Annotated in this window: 15 protein-coding genes and 2 pseudogenes; 10 read left to right on the forward strand and 7 right to left on the reverse strand. The window is 67.5% G+C overall.

Annotated elements, in window-relative coordinates; all coding sequences use genetic code 11:
* Positions 1–450 (reverse strand): annotated as a pseudogene (locus tag ACWCP0_RS30890) (RNA polymerase subunit sigma); the annotation flags it as partial.
* 1731 nt (positions 451–2181) lie between these two features.
* On the opposite strand from ACWCP0_RS30890, the gene ACWCP0_RS30895 reads away from it, so the two are divergent.
* From ACWCP0_RS30895 to ACWCP0_RS30910, 4 genes are all read left to right on the forward strand, one after another.
* Positions 2182–2448 carry a hypothetical protein gene (locus tag ACWCP0_RS30895; protein WP_451082061.1) on the forward strand — a complete coding sequence of 89 codons (267 nt, stop codon included), beginning with the start codon at positions 2182–2184 and terminating at the stop codon, positions 2446–2448.
* Positions 2449–2973: 525 nt separating this feature from the next.
* Positions 2974–3570: a hypothetical protein gene (locus tag ACWCP0_RS30900; protein ID WP_451082062.1), complete on the forward strand. Its 597-nt coding sequence runs from the start codon at positions 2974–2976 to the stop codon at positions 3568–3570.
* Positions 3571–4632: 1062 nt separating this feature from the next.
* Positions 4633–5094, forward strand: a complete 462-nt coding sequence (locus tag ACWCP0_RS30905; RefSeq protein ID WP_451082063.1) for an alpha/beta fold hydrolase — start codon at positions 4633–4635, stop codon at positions 5092–5094.
* A gap of 731 nt (positions 5095–5825) precedes the next feature.
* On the forward strand, positions 5826–6422 hold the full coding sequence (locus ACWCP0_RS30910) for a MarR family winged helix-turn-helix transcriptional regulator (RefSeq protein WP_451082064.1): 597 nt from the start codon (positions 5826–5828) through the stop codon (positions 6420–6422).
* A 129-nt stretch (positions 6423–6551) separates the two neighbouring features.
* On the opposite strand, the gene ACWCP0_RS30915 is transcribed toward ACWCP0_RS30910, so the two are convergent.
* The gene (locus ACWCP0_RS30915) at positions 6552–6896 is read right to left on the reverse strand and encodes a hypothetical protein (RefSeq protein ID WP_451082065.1); all 345 of its coding nucleotides are present in this window, start codon (positions 6894–6896) and stop codon (positions 6552–6554) included.
* Positions 6897–8145: 1249 nt separating this feature from the next.
* Here ACWCP0_RS30915 and ACWCP0_RS30920 point away from each other — a divergent pair.
* Positions 8146–8475 carry a hypothetical protein gene (locus tag ACWCP0_RS30920; RefSeq protein ID WP_451082066.1) on the forward strand — a complete coding sequence of 110 codons (330 nt, stop codon included), beginning with the start codon at positions 8146–8148 and terminating at the stop codon, positions 8473–8475.
* A 375-nt stretch (positions 8476–8850) separates the two neighbouring features.
* A pseudogene (locus ACWCP0_RS30925) lies at positions 8851–10064 on the forward strand (IS110 family transposase).
* Between the two features lie 100 nt (positions 10065–10164).
* On the opposite strand, the gene ACWCP0_RS30930 reads toward ACWCP0_RS30925, so the two are convergent.
* Positions 10165–11520, reverse strand: coding sequence for an NAD(P)/FAD-dependent oxidoreductase (locus ACWCP0_RS30930; RefSeq protein ID WP_451082067.1), 1356 nt, complete (start codon positions 11518–11520; stop codon positions 10165–10167).
* Between the two features lie 408 nt (positions 11521–11928).
* On the opposite strand from ACWCP0_RS30930, the gene ACWCP0_RS30935 reads away from it, so the two are divergent.
* Together ACWCP0_RS30935 and ACWCP0_RS30940 are read left to right on the forward strand one after the other, a co-directional pair.
* Positions 11929–12129 carry a hypothetical protein gene (locus ACWCP0_RS30935; RefSeq protein WP_451082068.1) on the forward strand — a complete coding sequence of 67 codons (201 nt, stop codon included), beginning with the start codon at positions 11929–11931 and terminating at the stop codon, positions 12127–12129.
* An 11-nt stretch (positions 12130–12140) separates the two neighbouring features.
* Positions 12141–12320, forward strand: coding sequence for a hypothetical protein (locus tag ACWCP0_RS30940; RefSeq protein ID WP_451082069.1), 180 nt, complete (start codon positions 12141–12143; stop codon positions 12318–12320).
* A gap of 1038 nt (positions 12321–13358) precedes the next feature.
* Here the strand turns inward: ACWCP0_RS30940 and ACWCP0_RS30945 are convergent.
* Positions 13359–14021: a hypothetical protein gene (locus ACWCP0_RS30945; RefSeq protein ID WP_451082070.1), complete on the reverse strand. Its 663-nt coding sequence runs from the start codon at positions 14019–14021 to the stop codon at positions 13359–13361.
* Between the two features lie 976 nt (positions 14022–14997).
* On the opposite strand from ACWCP0_RS30945, the gene ACWCP0_RS30950 reads away from it, so the two are divergent.
* Both ACWCP0_RS30950 and cpt read left to right on the forward strand, forming a co-directional pair.
* Positions 14998–15429: a hypothetical protein gene (locus tag ACWCP0_RS30950; protein ID WP_451082071.1), complete on the forward strand. Its 432-nt coding sequence runs from the start codon at positions 14998–15000 to the stop codon at positions 15427–15429.
* A 135-nt stretch (positions 15430–15564) separates the two neighbouring features.
* The gene (gene cpt / locus ACWCP0_RS30955; protein ID WP_451082142.1) at positions 15565–16086 is read left to right on the forward strand and encodes a chloramphenicol phosphotransferase CPT; all 522 of its coding nucleotides are present in this window, start codon (positions 15565–15567) and stop codon (positions 16084–16086) included.
* Between the two features lie 23 nt (positions 16087–16109).
* Here the strand turns inward: cpt and ACWCP0_RS30960 are convergent, their stop codons facing one another.
* The 3 genes from ACWCP0_RS30960 to ACWCP0_RS30970 form a co-directional block, all read right to left on the reverse strand.
* Entirely contained in the window at positions 16110–17099 is a 990-nt protein-coding gene (locus ACWCP0_RS30960; protein ID WP_451082072.1) for a nitrilase-related carbon-nitrogen hydrolase, read from the reverse strand.
* An 855-nt stretch (positions 17100–17954) separates the two neighbouring features.
* Positions 17955–18200 carry a transposase family protein gene (locus ACWCP0_RS30965; protein ID WP_451082073.1) on the reverse strand — a complete coding sequence of 82 codons (246 nt, stop codon included), beginning with the start codon at positions 18198–18200 and terminating at the stop codon, positions 17955–17957.
* 350 nt (positions 18201–18550) lie between these two features.
* Positions 18551–18934, reverse strand: a complete 384-nt coding sequence (locus ACWCP0_RS30970) for a DoxX family protein (protein WP_451082074.1) — start codon at positions 18932–18934, stop codon at positions 18551–18553.
* Between the last annotated feature and the right edge of the window lie 5 nt (positions 18935–18939).

The following is an 18939-nucleotide window of genomic DNA, read 5'->3' on the forward strand; positions in this document are numbered from 1 at the left end:
GACCCCACCCGGTCCCACCCCGAAGACATCATTGAGCACGAACGCCGCCCGCTCGGCCGGAGACAGAGAATCCACCGCACTCAGCAGAACCTCACCGAACTCCGCCTCCATCGCCTTGTGATGCTCCGCCTCCGTCTCACCCGCCTCCATCGCCTTGTGATGCTCCGCCTCCGTCTCACCCGCCTCTTCCGCGACCGCACGGGCCTCCCCCCGGCCGGGCAGGGCCAGCCGGGCCAGACAGATGCCGCCGGCGACCTTCGCAAGCCAGGAACGGGGCGCCGCGATCTGCGCCCGCACCGGCTCGGACAGCTCGTACCACCGCCGGTAGGTCTCATCAATGACGCCCTCGGCCTCACTGCTGCTGCCCAGCAGCCAGCAGGCGACATCCAGCAGATGCCGCCGCTCATCGAGCAGCTCCGCGATCGGTACCCCGTCATCGGTCTGTTCCATACGGCATCCTCCCTCTGGCACGGCACCACACAACGCAGCCGCCCCGCAGTCATCCAGATGACCGGTCTGTGCAGGACGGTTGGCGGCGTTACTCTTCGACAGTGCGGGGGCATGTGTCGCAACGCTCCATCCAGTGTTCGAAGACGCCATAAACGTTCCCCGTTTACAGCTTCCGAATGCTGGAGCGGGTACGGCGGCAGTCCTCTCCGCACGGTGTCGGCATCACCAAGTGGCCATGACCGCAGCCGGGTTTCGGCTACGTATCCGGCCGTAGGGCCGGCTGACCACGTTCCCCCTGGGCGGGTTCCAGCCCACTGGTTCGACGGGTGAGGATGGGGTCCAACAAGCCCCGGCGCTGTCCGGGGCCGGCCCGGACAGCGGCCTTCCCGCAAGAGTTGGAACGATATGACGCACCGGCAACGACCACGCCGGCCGGCAGGCCGCAGCACCGCGAAGAAAACAAGCTCCTGGCAAGCCAGTGGTCATCGACCGAGAGCGTGGAAGAGAGGGCATCCATGTCGTTTGCCGGTGCGCGGAACGACGGTTGCGGCGTGTATGTTCCCGGCGCGGTGCCTCTACTCGGACTCTTCTGCCTGGCAGCAGCATCCGACAACGCGGGATCTCGCGCACGGTATCCTCCTTTCCTGTCGGCTCAACAGCTAGACCCGACAGGCGCAGATGTTGTGACATCGCCTTCCGGGTATCGCCGGGCCAGCCGAGGCCGGGGAGGAGTCCGGACCATCCCGCCCTGACAGGTCCCCGCCAGACAGCGCATCAGTGAAGTCGCCTGACCGTGCCATGGGGTAGATTCAGCAGTCCCGCTCCAGGCGGGACCGATCACAATCCGTCCCTGCTCCTCGGCCCCGTCGTGTTGGCAGCTGGCGAGGCGTCGGACGGCATTGCCACTCGACGTGCGCTCGGGCTGGGACCAGGCGCGGAAGACGGCGGCTTGTGCGTGCCTGTTGCCCGCAGGATCGGCCAAGTCCCCCATCGTCACGTCTTTGGTCCAGAACCCTCACCGCTCCTGGTTCTGCGCAGCGCGTGAGAGCCGTCAGCGAAGCCGCGTTCGCGTACAGGCCGACGTCCACTGCGGCGGGCACAAGTGTCCGCCGGGGAAGGTCAAGTGACTTCCCAGCGGCAGTTCCGCGAGGACGGCGCTTCCCGCCGCGGGAACAGTACCGGCTGAGCTACCGGCCGCTGCCCTGACCAGCGCCGAGGCACCGCCGCATAGGACGGCAGCGGACCGGCCGCCGCGGCGCCCTTTCGATGAGGTCTTCCTTCCATCGCGTTCGGCGCATACGCAGACGCTGCGCCCGATGCGCGGCTGTCACAGCTCCCTCAGCTGTTCGGTCAATTCGTGTGGGGCTTGCGAGATGTCCGAACAAACCCCGCCGAGAGGAAGGGAGCAAGCATGTCAAGGGCCCGGGACCACCGATGCATCCGTGCGGTACCTGCTCACGGGCGGCCGGGCAGGCCCGGCGTCCGCATCTCTCGATCCCAGGCGTCGGCCACAGCCGCCCGAAGACTGCCGCCTCCATGTGCCGTCCGGCGGCGCGGGTACCGGCTCCCGCGGAGCGGCCCGTGTTGATGCGATGTCCCACAGCTCGCTTGCGGCACCGACCGCGGCGCCGTTCGCAGTCGGGTACGGCCAGGCTCCGCGGTTTCCCCCTGCCGATCCGCACACACTCCGGTTTCGCACGACTTCCGGCTTGAGCCGAAGAAGGACGCACAATGCCCCGAGACCCTGACAAGCACCCCGATCCTGCCACCGCCAGTGTGTCTCTGGCAGCCGAGGCTGCCCTCCTCGAGGCTCGTATGCGCATGCTTCACGAGGCACTCGACACTGTCAACGCGTGCATCAAGGCGGTCTCCGACACCCTGTACCAACTGCACCGCTCGGCATCCGCCGCCAACGCCGCGGACCATGAGGACCACGGCGGGTCGTCCGGCCGGGACGACCCCTCCCTCCCCCACACGACGCATGCCGAGAGTGGTTGAAACACTCGCTGCCGTGTCGGCCCTGACGGGACCGCGCCCCGCCCTCTGCGGGTGACGCGGCTCGGCGCTGCGCGACCGGTGGGCGGTGTCAGCCGCCCACCGGTCGGGGCTTCAGTGCACCGGGCAGGGGCCGCCGCGGCACGCCTGGTCGGGAGGCAGCGGGCATCCCTCTCGTTCGCCCCTGGTGTTCGCGTCAGCAGGTCGCTCATACCCGTTGCGTTTCCCTCGGACGGTGGCAACAATTGGAGATACACTTTGTTGTCTCACCACATCCACCGACGTGTCCTCCATGTGCTCGGCAGATCGGGCGTTCTCCCGGCTCCCCGGCGACAGCACCGTGTTCCGGGTTCCATCATTCAGTGCACCCGGTCTCTTCGGCACACATGTGATCCGCCTGCTTCATCTGTATTCCGGAGTGCGCTACTGCATATGATGTCCCGGGGTACCCATCCCGGCGCCCGGGCCGAGCGGCACAGGTGAGCCGACAGGGGACGCAAGAAGAAGGGTTGAGGATGAGAGGAACACATGGTCTCTGTAACCCGCGCGGCGCATAACATTGAGATCACCGCTGAAAGTCTCCAGGAGGACCTGGCCCGCCTGGAGGTCCAGAAGCTGGCGCTGGAGAGGGAACTGGCTGCAGTCGTAGCCCATCTCGGTTCCGTCCAGCGGGCCCTCAGTGCCCTCGAGGTCCTGATGCTCAACACAGCCGGCGCGGCCGCGGCGGACACCCCCCGTGCTGCGGCTGCAGGACCGGACCAGGCACCGGCGCCCGCGCAACTGCAGCCGGACATGTCCTCCTCCGCGTCCGCAGACGTCGCGTCGAAGACCAAACCACAGGTTCAGCGGCCCGAGAGCCGGCAGGACACCAAGAAGCCTGCTGCCTCCGGAGCCTCCACCGACGCTGACCGGCAGAGGGAGTACGGCAAGCTCACCGAGCAGATCCTGAAGTACTTCGCCGCGGTCGGCGATGCGGATGTGCGTGCCCGCGATGTGGCCGCATCTCTCGGCCGCGACACCGACAGTGGGAGCATCAACGCGGTCCGGAGCACGCTCGATCGTCTGGTCAGCACTTCTCGTATCCGCCGAACCGGCCGGGGCCTCTACCGCGCCCAGCGCTCCTAGCCTCCCTCGGGTTCGTCCTGCCCTAGCAGCGGGAAAGCGACCCTTATCTCTGGCCGAATACGCATGCGCCGCACAGCGTCGGCGATGCCCCTTGTGAACACGCTGTCCCCCGGCAGGCACGATCGAGCTGGACTCCCACGAGCATGATCGCCCTCGGTGCCGCAATGCGCCGCCGAGCGGCCGTGCTGTGATTACCCTGGCCTTCTTCGGCTCATGGCACTCCCCCCATCAGCAGCCAGACGGCCACGGCAGGCATCGCCCCCGGCCAGATCTCGGCGCCGCCGTACGTCGGCCTGGTCGGACCTGACGTGTGGTGGGTGGAACCACGCCGCGAGGAGGGCGACCGCTCAGCCCTCATATGCAGACGCGCGGACGGTGTGATGGAGTCCCTGCTGCCTGCACCGTGGGATGTGCCCAGCCGTGTCATCGAGAGGTGGCCGCCCCTGGGCCGCCGCCCGGAACCTCACAGAGCGGCTGGGAGCCGTCTTCGCTGGATCCGACGCTCGTTCGCCGGGCATGTGCGGAGCGAGTCGGGCCGGCGGACGTCCGTGCGCCGCCGCGCAGGTTCTGGCCAGAGCAGCCGATGCCCCGCAACGCTGTGAAACACTCCAGCCGCCTCAAGCAAGGGGCGAGGCGCTCCGTGCCGGGCTCCGGGCGCCACTGGCGGGGGATCCGGTGGCGCCCAGAACACTCCACCTGCTCGGCTCTAGGCAAGCAGGTGTCAACGCGTTTCGGATGCCTTCACGGGGGATCGTGTCGTACAGCGTCCGAAACGCTGTGAGTCAGCCTATCAAAGCTTTTCTCCACCTCGCACACGCCCACAGCCTCCGGTGAGCATGGTGTCAAAACAGTGTTGTCTCTTCCGCTGACCGCGGTGTGCTTCCCCCGACCGTCGGCCTGCTGCCTGCCGTAACTCGATCTCCGTATGCCGCGAAACCGAAAGAAACGGGCGCCAGTTGCTTGAGTGTGATCGCCCGGCTCCCACAGGTCGGGCAGGCATTGTCATGACAAGCATCACCATGTCTTGAGTGGTCACTGTTCTTGGTACAGCATCTGGGAGGTGTGAACGCCACCCCCGTGCCCGTGGCTCTCCCCTACCCCGCCGAAGACCCTGCGTCGCCGCTCTCCCTCGGCACTCACACGATCGCCGTCCGGCACGGATCGTCGCTCATCGAGCATCGATACCACGTCGCCGGCACCGGCCCGGTGTGCATTGCCCACTCGGGTGGACCCGGCACCAGCTGGGAATATCTGCGCATGCCTCTGCTCGAACGCAGTCTGACCATGGTCTATGCCGAGCCAGTCGGCACTGGCGCATCCGGCCTCCTGGCCGATCCTCGCGAATACACCTTGGCCACCTACACCCATTTCCTGCACGCTGTGATCGAGCCCCTCGCGCTGCCGGACACCGTGCTGCTCGGCCACTCGCACGGAGGGTTCAAGGATGACTTCATCTACGGTCCGCATTGGGCACGGATGATCCACCAGGGGTGGAGCGCCCGGAGGAATTCAGCGCCACGGTGACCGGGTTCCTCGCGCAGAGGCGGGAGGACACCCAGTGAGCTCGGAGGGGAGCCGCCGACCTCAGGGTCGCCGTCGCTGAACCGGGGCGGCGGTAACCGCGGCTGGGCACAGCCGCCCGGTGGAGCTTGCTTGCCGGCCTCGGCCGTCAGGGGCGCCACCGACCGGCAGGTGCCTGGCCCTGTCAGCCGGTGCGCAGCATGCCCGGACAACGCCGGTCATCGTGCTCCGTACGGGGGCGAGCCACGCCGTGCCCCGACCGGCAGTCGGCGGACGTCGATCGTCCTGCTTCGGGGCCGGCCGGACCGCCGTCGCGGGAAGTCCCTCGCCTCGGGTGCGTTCGGCCCCGAAGCCGCTGTCTGCCGCGGCGGTCAGGCAGTGCGGTACACCCTCCGCAAACCGTCCGTGCCTGGAGCACAGCGGTATACGAGTACGCGGTCGTGGGCTTGGTATGCCGAAGCGGCGGCTGCACACTGAGCGCGGTTCAGAATGGGACCCGCCACGAACAGCCGGTCCGCATCTGCTGGTGCGGCGGCGCGAGTGCTGTGCGCAAGCGCTGATCGTATGAGGCCCACGAGGCCCGTGGATGCGGTGAATCGCTTGGCGCGGCCGGCCATCAGGTGCCTTCCCGGGCGACGGACAAGCGACCACACTGAGTCGTCTGCCCGTTCACGAAGAGTGCAACAGTGTCACTTGTCAGTAGTGCGGGTCCCCACATCCTCCATGCCGTCCTGGTGGCTCACACGGGAAGCAGCCCTGTTTTCGACGGCGCTGCGCTCTACACTGATCAAACTATGGGTACAGATTTCGATCCTGATCCGGGCGGCAGCGACAGCGTGGATGCCATGCTGGAGCGATGGAGGCGTCTGTGGCCCGAGCTGGATGTCTCGTCAAGTGCCGTGATCGGACGACTGCTTCGTGCGGCACGGCTGACCGAGGAGCTGCTCGAGGACCAACTGCGGCGCCATGAGGGCAGGGCCATCGCCAACGTGGGGGACTTCGATCTGCTGCAGACACTGCGCCGGACAGGGCCTCCCTATGGGCTGACGCCCGGACAGCTCAAGCAGTCCCTGATCGTCTCCTCGGCCGGACTCAGTGGTCGCCTCAACCGGCTGGAGCGTGAAGGCTGGATCAACCGCACAACATCGCCCGACGATCGACGCAGTTCACTGGTCAGCCTGACGGAGCAGGGGCGGAAGGACTTCGACCGTTGTATCGAGGGCCAGGTCGCCCTGGAACAGAAACTGCTGTCCGTGCTGGAGCCCGAGGAACGGGACACCGTTGCCCGCGCCCTGCGTAAGCTGCTGCTCAGCCTGGAAAAGGCGCCGTGAGCCGACCCAGGGCAATCGCCGTAGCCGATTCCGCTGCACGCCTTCCTGCTGCGCCCATCTGCCTGCGGCCGTGAAGGGTGGCCCGGAGTGCCGCGCCGCTCGGGTGCTGCCCCGCGTCGGTCTGCTCGATCAGCCGGTGGTGCCGAGGATCACCGAGATACACAGGCCGAGCATCACCATGGTGACAAAAGTCGTCGCGACGCACGCACCCCGGCGCAGCTGTGCATAGCGCTTGGCAAAGTTTCCCTCCACCGCTGTGAAGTGGTCGGTGATGTGCTGCTTCATCTTCCGGGAAACCCGCATCTGCTCTTCTACGTACCACCACTCGATCTCCGCTTTCTGCCCCTCACTCAGCCCGGTCACGCGTGCGGTGAGCGCGGCCGCACGGCAGTGAGCGGTACAGCGGTGGGCTTCCCAGTACAGGAATCCTTCAATGTCGGTCAGGCCGCGTGCGGCCTCGTCACTGGCGTCCACAGGGGTCCTCCAGGCAGGAAAAGAATCGCCTATGTGCACCGCGGTGCAAGGCGCATCAGGACGGGTGGGCGGCGTTGGCAGCCGTGTCGGGGGCCACTCGGGCACGACAGCAACCCGGCAAGGCACTCGTTGTGACCAGCCAGGGACGCCCACGCATGAACAATGCGTGGCGTTACCGCGTCGGCATCCTCCCTTCGCGGAGCACCGGATCAACTCCAGAATTCAGCATATCTCGCTCGCGAGAGAAGTAGAGCATGGGTGGGACCCACCTGGGGGAGGCCGGCCAGGGTCACGATCCGCCTGACCCGCCGCCCGCACACTGGCGCATCTCCGGCCAGGCGCGGCCGCGTGCCCGACGCTCCTGCATTGATCGGTTGTCGTGCGGCATCCCACCGCATGCATGTCACCGGTCCGCGTCGGCGCGGAATCACTGCCTGCTGACAGGACACTGCTGACAGTGGCATCGCGGGGCGCGCATCTACCACTGCCACCGTGGCACCGTGTGAGGTGCGGTCCCGGTGCCACCTGGACCGCAGCATGAGGGCACCGGTCTCGGTGCCGTGGTCATACGTATGCCGGCTGCCCGGTCGTCGTCGCGAAGCCCGCATCCTGCCCTTGCGGCAGATGGGGCCGTGCGGCTCTTCTCCCCAGGGCCGCCTCAACGTCGGGCACACGGGTTTCCCATGAAGGTCGTTGTGATCGACGGCAGCGAACCCGTCGGCGTCGAGACCGCCACCCGGGTCAGCGAAGCACGGCCACGAGGCCGTCCTGGTCTCTGCCTCCACCGAAGTCGACGTTCTCAGTGGTGAGGCCTGGGCGCGGCCCTCGAAGGAGCCTTTGCCGTATCGACCTCACCGGCCCTGCTGTCCCTCCAGGACGGGATGGCACGGAAGACGACGGGCTGGTGATCGACGACGAGGCGGTCATGGACACCCTGTGCCGGGCCACGTTCACCGGCTCACCGCAGAGGCAGGCGTCCGCGTCGCACGCCGCGGCGCCGCCCTGTCCGTCGTCAGCGTCGAACGCCTGCAGAACGGCGGCTGCCCCGATCAGTTCCGGCTCGACCCATTCATCCGCGCCACCTTCACCGCCACCAGCGACTTCCGCCGCGTGTTCACCGACCATCGCAGTCCCTACTTCGGCGCCCGCCTCCACCACGGCGACCTTCTTTGCTGTACTCGGGTGAGGGAAACCCGTGCGACATGGCCAGTGTCCGTTCACTACCCTCGCCCCGGGAAAGAAGGTGGGCATGGCACTGGTGAAGAAGGGGTCGCGGCGCATCACCGTCGACGGCACCACCTACCGCTGGAGGCTTCGCGGCAGGCCGACCTACGACCAGGGGCTGGTCCGGTCTCCCCTCACCTATGCAGTTGAACACGCCGAGACTCCCGGCACCACACTGGTGATCACGACCAACGAGCCACACCCGAGCAACTGGCTCGGCACGCAGGCCAACCCCGTCCTGCCCTCCGACGTTGCTGACAGCATTCGCACCGCTCGTGCCAACGGATGGACTCCCGAGAGCTCCGGCTCGCCATTCCATCTCGACCAGTCGGAGGGCTTCGTCTCCTCCCACTGACTCGCCCCGCGCCGAAGGTCTCACCGACCGCGAGTTCGGTGAGTCCTTCTGCATTCCCCCACACACACGCCCAGTTGGCTCACGGAGTGAACCAACTGGGGCGAGGAGCAGCACTGGGGAGGATTCGAGATCAGCATCGGTCTTCCCTACGGTCTTTCCGGGACAGGGCGAGCCCTTCGTATGGTTGGCCCACCCAGGGGCGTCGGGTGTGGCTTTCAGTCTTCTGCCGCTTGTGGCTTCCAACGATTGGGCGCCCGACACCCCACGGCGACTCGGCTGCCCATGAGGAATTGCGAGTGATCGCTCCATAGTAGGGAATCGACAGCGAGGTCGTCCGTCGGGAGGCATCAGAACACCGCACCGCACGGAGGCAGCATGGCCACGATCTGGGCCGGCATCGACGCGGGCAAGACCCACCACCATTGCGTCGCGATCGACGCAAGCGGCCGCCGGCTGCTGTCGCGACGCGTCGCCAACGACGAGCCCGAACTCCTCGAACTCCTCACCGACGTACTGGCACTGGGCGACGACGTGACGTGGGGCATCGACTTGGCCGACGGCGGGGCCGCCCTGGCCATCGCGATCCTGCTCAACCACGACCAGCCGGTCCGCTCTGTCTCCGGCCGGGCTGTCCACCGCGCCTCCGAGAGCTACCGCGGCGAGGGCAAGACCGACGCCAAGGACGCCGCCGTCATCGCCGACCAGGGCCGCAGCCGGCACGACCTGAACTCCTTACGCACCGGCGACGAAACCGTCACCGACCTCAAGATCCTCACCGGCCGCCGCATGGACCTGGTCGCCGACCGCACCCGCACCGTCAACCAGCTCCGGACCCAGCTGTCTGGCATCTTCCCCGGCCTGGAGCGGATACTGGATCTCACCAACACCGGGCCCCTCATCCTGTTGACCGGCTACCAGACCCCTGCTGCCCTTCGCCGACTCGGCACCAAGCGGCTGGAGACCTGGCTCCGCAACCGCAGCGTCCGTAACGCCAATCAGCTCGCCGAGACGGCCGTCCAGGCTGCCGAACGCCAGCGCACCAGCCTCCCTGGCGAGAAGCTGACCGGCCAGATGGTGCACACGCCGGCGAAGGAGGTGGTCGCCCTCAGCCAGCAGGTCAACGAACTCGACAAGCTGATCGAGGCCCGGTTTCGCGACCACCACACCTTCGACGTAATCACCAGCATGCCCGGCATGGGCACCATCCTCGGCGCCGAGTTCCTGGCCGCCACCGGCGGAGACATGACCGTATCCGTCACCCCCGACCGCCTCGCCGGCTTCGGCGGCGTCGCGCCAGTCCCGCGTGACTCCAGCAAGATCAGCGGAAACCTGCGGCGCCCTCAGTGATAAGGCCGCAGGCTCCAGCGCGCCTTCTCCACCTCCGCACTGTTCAGCATCCGTAGGTGCGACGAGTGCCGCCGGTTCTACGACGCAAACGAGCCGAGGGCAAGCGCCACACCCAGGCCGTCCTCGCCCTCGCCCGCCGCCGCGTCAACGTCCTCTGGGCCCTTCTACGAGACGGCCGGTGCTACGAGCTCTCGCAGCTTGACAAACGGCATGAGGAATCGTTGGCCACGGCACCGGCCTGAGTGCCGCCGGTTTCCACGCCGACTGCTCGCACGCGGGCCGACGGGGCGACTCTTGCGCGAAGTGCCAGACGTCAACTGAGGCTGTGCCTCTACCTGGCTTTCATGCGGCCGTGTGATCGTTCGCCCGGCTCAATTCGGGGCGCCGCGGATTGCCGCTGGTGACAAATGCGTCCCTCGGGTGCTGCACGGAGGCGAGCGAGACCAGGTCCCGACCGAACATCGCGGCGGTGAGCCAGACGGTGAGCACGCGAACCTTCCGCTCCCAGGTGGGCACGGCCAGTACGTGATAACCCCTGTGCATCAGCCAGGCGGGGAAGCCCTTGATGACCACTCCCTTGTACTGGAAGATGCCTCGCCCGAGGCCCAACGTGGCCACCACCCCGAGACTGCTGTGACGGTAATCTCGGATCTTGCCTCCACGCAGGCTGGCGGTGATGTTCTTCGCCAGGCGCTTGCCCTGCCGTACCGCGTGCTGAGCGTTCGGCACCGTACGCGCACTCGCTAGAGGCGAAGCCAGGTCAGGCACAGCCGCGTCGTCTCCAGCCGCCCACACATCCGGAACCGGATCACTGTCAGTGCCCACCCGGAGATCGGCCCGGGCCACGAGCAGGCCCCGCTCGTCGACCGGCAGATCTGTGTGGTTGTGCACGACAGGGTTCGAGGCGTTGCCGGCGGTCCAGACGATCAGGGCCGAATCGAACTCCTCTCCGCCGGAAAGCACGACGTGCCCGTCCTCGGCGGAGATGAGTTGACTGTTGAGGTGCACGTGCGCGCCACGGCGTTCGAGGGATCGCACCACCCAGGCACCGGGCTTGTCGCTCACCTCGGGAAGAATGTGGTCCCGAGCCTCCACCAGGTGGAGGGACAAGTCCTCCAACTTCAGTTCCGGATAGGACTTCAGCATCGCGGTCGCCAGCGACAGCAGTTCGCCGAAGCCCTCGACACCGGAGAACCCGCCGCCCACGAACGTGACGGTGAGCAGCTTTTGCCGCTCGGCACCAGGTGGCAGTGACGCCGCCTGGTCGAACGCGGTCAGAAGCCGGTCACGGATGGCCACCGCCTCCTCCACGTGCTTCAGGCCGATCGCCTGCTGCGCCAGGCCCGGTATGGGGAAGGTACGGGTCACAGCACCGGCGGTGACTACGAGGATGTCGTAGCGGAGTTCGTAGTCGGCTCCGTTCACAGGTCGGACGGTGACCGTCCGGTCTGCGTTGCGGATCTCGGTCACGGTCCCCGCGATCAGTCGGGTACTGCGCAGGTGCCGCCGCATCGACACCGCGGCGTGGCGTGCCTCGATCGATCCGGCTGTCACCTCTGGCAGGAAAGGCTGGTAGGTCATGTACGGACGCGGGTCCACGATCGTGACCCTCGCCTCGTCCGTCCGCAAGGTCTTCTCGAGGCCCCACGCAGTGTAGAAGCCCGCGTGGCCACCACCGACGATCAGGATCTCACGCATGATTCCCTCTGTTTCTTGTCTGTCAGCAGATAGACAAGACAGAGCGTGGTGGTGTGACAGGCGGTGCCTGGACCTCTGATCTTGGCCACGGACTCTGCGGCTGGGCCAGGTAGTTGATGGGTTTCGGGTGCCGTCTCGTCATTGATCGGGCTGCGCCGTCCGAGTCAGGAGTGGCGGCACCTTGTGTCTTGAAGGGTCCGGACACCTCACCAAGATGACGCAGTGGCCGTCCTGTTCCCGCGACGAACGACGAGATCATGAAGTCCTGCTGGATCGGGGGCCCTGGCCCCGACGGATCCCGAGCCGAAGATTGCCGGACACCGCAATGCGCAAAGGTCCCCCGCGCATGCATGCTGATGTCTGGCGGCAGCAACGGGGGCGTCAGTGGAAGCAACCACAACCCGCGGCGTGACACGTGCACGCATGGGATCGGGCCTGGCGGCGACGGTCCTTCTGCTGCTTTTCGGCGGCTACGGGCTGGCCAGGGCAGGAGTAGTCCCCGAAGGCACACCGATCGCGCTCGGCCTGCTGTCCGCGATCGCCGGCTTCGCCCTCCTGCCCGCACTGTGCGAGGAGCGAACCCGTTCAGGCACTCATCGTCGCGTCTGACTGCGCACACCTTGACCGGTGAACGGTCCCTCGACCTCAACCGGATCACCACCGTCCGGCTGCTGACGACCTTCTCGTACGGCAGCGCATACCGGACTCGTGATCACGAAATGTGGCTGGAGTACCAGCCGGGATTCCCTGCCGAGACAGGGATCGGACGCCGCCTCGCCCCAGCCGGACCCGCGCGCTGACCCCTGCCCGCATCACGGCGTGAACAGCCCCGGCCGATCCTGGCCAGCGCGTCGCAGGTCAGGTGGACTCAGGGGGGTCGGTGAGGTTCAGGCGGCGGGGCGGCCGATGTGGCAGTGTGTTCGCGTGAAGGTCGTGGTGCAGGTGAAGCTGCTGCCGTCGCCTGAGGTGGCGGCGGCTTTGGCCGTGACCCTGCCATCGTGCAACCGGGCGGCTGACGCGGTATCGGTGGTGGCGTACGAGAGCGGCGCCACGTCCCGTAACGAGTTGCAAAAGCTGGTCTACGCTCGCCTCAAGGCGGAGTTCGGGCTCGCTGCTCAACCGGCTGTGCGGGTGGTGAAGAAGGTCGTGCATCGATCTGCGGCCCGTGGTGGCATCGTTCCGCACCACCGTTCTGCGCACCAGCCGCAGCCCCGCCTGACCCACGCCGTGCGGCCGCTGCCCGGGCCGCACCCCGGCCGTGTTCGAGGCCGGGCCCTTCGGAGAGGCCCTTCGGCGGTGGCACCGAGCGCGATGCGGCAGCTGCCGCCTGCCCGCAGGACACCCACCCGACCAGCCCCACCACGACACTCCCTGGGAAGCCGTCACCAAACATTCCGGGAAGCCGTCATCGGCCGGCACCGCAACGCGCGCACCTCACCGTGCGGCGCCCCTGGCGCGCAGGCCCGGGTCATGGCTGCCGACAGTCCTGTCCGGCTCATCTGCTTGCGAACCCGGGCAGCGGCCCGATGAGATCCCGGGCACGCCGAAGAGCGGGCGGGCCGGCTTCAACAGCGCCGGCCCCAAAGGGGCCGTACGACGTGATCCCGGAGAGACGTGAGCGCGGAGAAAGGCACGTTCAGGCTCGCCCGTACGTCGACGCCGGAAGCTGTCTGACCGTGCGCGGGCTCATGACGACGCAGCGTCCGACGACCGGGCTCTACAGGGCGTGGAGGTGGAGAAGATGACGCCCTCGAACCGACCATCCAGGTTCGGTGACCGGCGGGCCCGGCCGGGGCTGCTCCCAGGCGAACGTGTGCAGTCATCCCGCCGAGAGACAGTCAACCGGTGCGTACCGCCGTCACGGTGAAGCGTTCGACCTCGGCGACGTGCCCGCCGGTGGATGCGACGACCGTGAGCACCGGGTCACGGGCGCCGGAGAAGGACACCGTGACGTTCCAGGGCTGGTCGTTGCCGCCGGCGGGAGTGCAGCACGGGGAGGTGCCCAATGGCGTTGCGGACGACGGCTGGCGCACCTCGACGCGGATGGTCTCGTCCACTCCGGAGATCCGGCCCCCGGTGACCAGCGGGGAGCGTACGAGCGACCCGTACGCGGGCGTGGTCAGGGAGAACGTCGTGTCGTCGGTGCCCACGACCTCCCACGGGGCATCCGGGCCGGCGCCGAACCGCACCAGGTGGATCACCGCTGCGGTGCCGCTCTCAGGCCCCGTCGGCGCGACGCCGATGCGGGCGTGCCGGCCGCTGAGCCTTTTCGAGGAGACCCGGTCGATCTCCTTGAAGCCCAGGTAGTCACGGGTGAAGGACAGCGCGGTCCGGTCTGGGTCGAGATGCCAGGGCTGGTGGCCGCTGGAGCGGTAGGCACGCTCCCACGCCTGCGCTTGGGCGAGCGTCGAGAACGGCCACACCGCCTGCAGGCTCCAGGAGCCGAGCGGCGGTGTCCCCTGAGGGGTGGGCGTGGGCGTGGCCGGTGTCTGCGTGGCCACCGGGATGGGTGTCGACGGTTCCTGGGATCGAGGCGCCGTCTGCGACTGCGACGGCGCAGGCGTCCCCGCTACGGCAGGTGGCGGTCCCGATGCACTCGGGGACCCGCCAGAACTGCTGCATGCGGTGAGCATCAGGCCGGCCACGGTCAATGCAGCAAAGAACCGGAACGGGAGCCAGATGTTCATAGACGCCCCAGACAAGATGGAATCGACCGCTGACCGGCCCGTCCGTCCATCGTGCCACCAGTCCCGTCCCCGTCACAGGGGCCGTGCCGGACAACTCGATCGCCTTCGCCGTCGCCGTCAACGACGAGAATCCCCTCAGCGCACCCACCTCCCCCGATGCCGCATCAGCCACATCAGCCGCGCAGCCGCGGACGACAGACCACCGTCGGCATCACACACCGTCGAGCTTGGCACTGCCTGGTCCCGCAATTTCCACCGGCAGCGCCAAGACCTGGTCGCGCAGCGCTCAGCGGAGGAACTGCGGGCGGCGCGGGTGCTGGTGTCGGCACCGTCGCTGGACCTTTTGACGCAGACCGCGGCCGCATGGCGCGAGGGTGCTCGACGCGCCGGCGCACCCACGCCGACACGGGGCCACAAACCTTGCCGCCGCCCACCAGTTCTACGAATCGCGAGCAACACCTGCGCGTCCTGCGCAAACACATCGAGTCGGTCATCGACGAGGTCGGCGAGGAGGACCACGTCAAGCTCGGGGCCCGGGTCAGCAACCAGCGCTCACGGGCGTGCGGGCACGCCGACACCGGAACAGGTCGAGCAACTGTCGGCCATCGGAATGCGCTGGACACAGAGCGCACGGTGCTGAAGCGGGGAGGCATTGCCGGGGCAGCATTATGGTTACGACTTGACGTCGCAGACGGCGCCGTGGGCGCCGCCAGTACACGTTGTACTGGTGATGGAAAGACAGCCACAGCCCCAGCCCGGTGGCGCGGGAGGATGCCTCTTCAACGGGTGCGTGATGCTCTGCGTCCTGTTCACCCTGGCCGTCGCAGGCATCTGGATCTGGATGGGCACGCAGCCGGCCCGCGACGAAGCCGCAGCGCGTGATGACATGCGGGTGTCTGTCGACGCACTCAGGGACGGCCTGGAGGACGCTGCAGCCGACGGCATCCTGCAGGACGAAGGGATTGTCCAACTGTTCCCGCCCGAGAAGCCGGCGGGACCGGTCGACATCAAGCGACGGGGCGACGTCACCACCATCATCGCAGGCGTCCTAGGACATGGGCCCCCACGAACGTTCATATTCGTCTATGAGGCAACCGTGTCAGGCTGTTACGCCTTCGACGTGACTCCCCGTACACGCGGGACCGTACGAGTATCCACACGCGAACTACCCGGCAAGACATGCGCCTCGGCGACAAGCAACCCGAACACGCCCATCCGGTGAGCGCGGGATGACCTGGCATCATCGCCGGTGCCATGACCGGGAACGTTCACCGGGTTGTACCAGCAGAGCAGTGCGTGCCGATATTCGTTTTCGTGCCGTGTGGGAAGCGCCTACTGTGGCGCGGTGACGACTCGGATGGTCATTCTCAACGGTGGTTCCAGCTCGGGGAAGTCCGGGATCATACGGTGTCTACAGGCCGTACTGCCGGATCCGTGGCTGGCGTTCGGGTGCGACTCGTTCGTCGACGCCATGCCCGCGAGGATGCAGGCGTCGGACGACGGGATCGTGTTCGCGGCGGATGGCGAGGTGAGCGTCGGGGCGGATTTCCGGGCGCTGGAGGCGGCCTGGACGGACGGCGTCGTGGCGATGGCCCGTGCAGGCGCCAGGATCATCATCGATGACGTCTTCCTCGGCGGAGCGGCGTCCCAGCAGCGGTGGCAGAAGGCTCTGGGCGGACTGGCCGTGTTGTGGGTCGGCGTCAGGTGTGAGAGTGCGGTCGCCGCCGGCCGTGAGGTCGCACGAGGAGATCGCATCCAGGGGATGGCCGCGTTGCAGGCGGATGTGGTGCACGAGGGGGTGTTCTACGACCTGGAGGTGGACACGACGCATACCGAGTCCCTGGTGTGTGCGCGAACCATCGCCGCCCACGTCAGCTGATCGCCGTGCAGGTTGAGGACATCTCACTGGGCCTCGACGCCGCGGTCTTCTTCACCCGCCCGAGCGGTCTGGACCGGCGCAGGGGTGCCGCTCTCATGGAGGTTGGCCGTCGGCGTGCGTTCGATCTGCAGGCTGAGCAGCTCCGGGCGGCTGTAGTGGCCGCGCGCATCCATCAGGCGCTTGCGCAGGTCGATCCGCGCGAAGTCCAGGTCGGCGATCACTTCGCCTTCGCCGGACGTGAGCGGCTCGCCGATGATGCGGCCTTCGGGATCGACGATGGCAGTGAAGAAGCCGCCGGAAATCGCGCCGACGGGGCCGCCGGTGTCCTTGGCGATCTGTGCCTGCTGGTCGGCGTCGAGCCAGGCGGTGGCGTTGACCACGAAGCAGGCCGATTCCAGCGCATGCTGGCGGATGTTGACCTCGATCTGCTCGGCGAACAGCGGGCCGCCGAAGGCGCCGGGATACATCGCGGCGTGGATCTGCTCGCCGTCGGCGATCAAGGCATAGCGCGCAAGCGGCAGGTAGTGCTCCCAGCATGCGAGCTGGCCGATGCGGCCGACGGCGCTGTCCACCGCGCGCAAGCCCGAACCGTCGCCCTGGCCCCAGATCATCCGCTCGTGATAGGTCGGCGTGATCTTGCGGCGACGCTGGATCAGCGTGCCGTCCGCATCGAACAGCAGCTGCGTGTTGTAGATGGTGCCGCCGTCACGCTCGTTGACGCCGATCGAGACGACCATGTGAGCTTCCCGGGCGGCTTCGGCGATCGCGTCGGTCTCGGCGGACGGTACGGTCACCGCCTCCTCGAGCAGGCGCAGGTGTTCTTTGGCCATGGTGTAGGGCGGCTGCACGAAGGAGAAGTAGGGGTAGTAGGGAACGACGGTCTCGGGGAAGACGGCGAACTGGACGCCCTTCTTTCCCAATTCGCGGATCTTTTTCACGATCTTTTCGACGGTCCCTGCGCGGCTGTATAGCACAGGGCTGATCTGGACTGCAGCGGCCTTGACGACGGTCATGATGTGGCTCCTTCTCAAAATGGATGATGAATGCGAGCTCGTGGTGCTGTGTCTGACCGGAGGCAGGCACAAACGGACGGAAAAGCCGGGGCCGCCCCGGGGAACAGACCCCGGCAAGACGCCCTCGATGCCTTACTACCGGTCGTCTACGCCACGGCGACCCACGCGGCCTCCGCTCCGCCGGTTGACAGCGGTCTCGATGGGCTCCATCGTCAGATAAGAGCATATGCTCGTATCTGGATGCTGGCAAGCGTGAACCCGCTCCAGCGACCGATCCGGTGGCGCGCATCGGACAAAGTGCACGTCAGCGTGGGTCGAGCAGTGCAACTCCCCCGGTTCACCACCTGGGCCCAGACCATGGCCGCCGTGATCGCCCGAGCGCGACGTCCTCACTCGCCGGCTACGCGAGTGGAGCCTGCTCGGATCGATCACGCTGCGCGAGCCATGGGCGCCTGAGGACCTTGCCAAGGCCCTCGAATGGCTCCAGCCCATGGCCGCCACCACACGCTTCCTGACCGCACCCAATGCCCTCAGGCTGCTCGCTGAACGCAGACGAACCCGCCGTGTCCGCATCACAGCAAGCCTGTGGCCCGACGGGAGACGCGATCGGAGACCACGCCGGCAACGGCCTCATGGGTCTCGGCACAATCTCGCGGCGGCCGATGTACCGCTGGAGGGGGCACTGCTTGTGCTCGACGTTGTGGCTCCACACAGATCCGCGTCGCGGACTGCCGCCGGCGCTTCTCACGCCAGGCGCATTGCTCGCCGAGTGGCGCGTCGTCCTTCGGCTTGCGGGGCGGGGCGCTGACCTGGCCTGGGAACTCGTCGGCCAGACCCCCGTATCCCTCGTCGACTTCAGCTTTTCACCGCCGGGTAGAGGCGGGAGTATTCAACGATGCCCTCGGAGCGCACCGCGGTCTGATCGTGCATCCGGCCGGGCCGGTCGGCCCCGGGACCACAGCGTGCGGCCCGGCCGTCACTGATCGTGGTCAGCTTGATGATGTTCTGCTGCTTCTTGCCAGAGACAAAGGCCCGCCGCCCGGGCCGCCCTGCCCGCGGTCGGCGCACCTGGGTTTCAGTGCCGTCGATCCGAAGGCGCACGCCGTCGGCCTGCGCGTAGGCGATACCTACGCCAGAGTCCGCAGCCGGATGTCAGGCCGGTCGGGGATGGCGTACCCCCGCCCGGCCGGCACGGGAGGGATGTCCCCGATCGCCCGGGTGACGGTGGACCTCTCCAGACCGTAGAGCTCGGCAAGCGCGGCGTGAGGGAGCTGAAACCGAAAGTGACTGAGCCCGCACGCCTTCGGCAAAATGGTGGACCGTGCTGCGCCGTAATGGCGCCGTCGCGCCGGGCAAGGGAGGCGGCCGTCGACTGTGCCGCCGACGACCTCTGCCACGGCGCAAAGAGGGATCGAAGTGACGCGGGCAACCGATTCAACCGACCTGAATGGTCAGCCGGTGAAGGACTCGGGGCCGAAGCGGCCCCACGCGATGAATGCTGCAAGCGCGAGATAGATCAGGTTCAGCACCACGAACGGGGATTCGCCGCGTCGGCCATGAGTGATCATGGCGCCGACCATGAGCAAGACCCAGCAGACGGCAGTCACCGGCACCAGAGCCGGTGCGATGGCGAGCACGGCGGGCAGAATCAGGCCCGCCGCGGCCAGGAGCTCAAGGACGCCGAGGGTCTTGACGAAGCCGACGCCGGCGTGTTCGGTCCATCCCCCACCATTGGCCGCAGCCAGTTTCTCCTTGGGCACGAACGCCTTGCTGATGCCGCCGGCCAGGGCTACTGCGGCCAGCAGTCCGGCAGCGATCCACAGCGCGAGGTCCATCGTCT

The organism is Streptomyces sp. NPDC001970 (assembly GCF_053594115.1).

Bases quoted from the DNA above. Each gene is read 5' to 3' on its own strand.
- ACWCP0_RS30895 (WP_451082061.1), top strand. From the start codon at position 2,182: ATGCCCCGAGACCCTGACAAGCACCCCGATCCTGCCACCGCCAGTGTG.
- ACWCP0_RS30900 (WP_451082062.1), top strand. From the start codon at position 2,974: ATGGTCTCTGTAACCCGCGCGGCGCATAACATTGAGATCACCGCTGAA.
- ACWCP0_RS30920 (WP_451082066.1), top strand. From the start codon at position 8,146: ATGGCACTGGTGAAGAAGGGGTCGCGGCGCATCACCGTCGACGGCACC.
- ACWCP0_RS30930 (WP_451082067.1), bottom strand. From the start codon at position 11,520: ATGCGTGAGATCCTGATCGTCGGTGGTGGCCACGCGGGCTTCTACACT.
- cpt (WP_451082142.1), top strand. From the start codon at position 15,565: ATGGTCATTCTCAACGGTGGTTCCAGCTCGGGGAAGTCCGGGATCATA.
- ACWCP0_RS30960 (WP_451082072.1), bottom strand. From the start codon at position 17,099: ATGACCGTCGTCAAGGCCGCTGCAGTCCAGATCAGCCCTGTGCTATAC.
- ACWCP0_RS30970 (WP_451082074.1), bottom strand. From the start codon at position 18,934: ATGGACCTCGCGCTGTGGATCGCTGCCGGACTGCTGGCCGCAGTAGCC.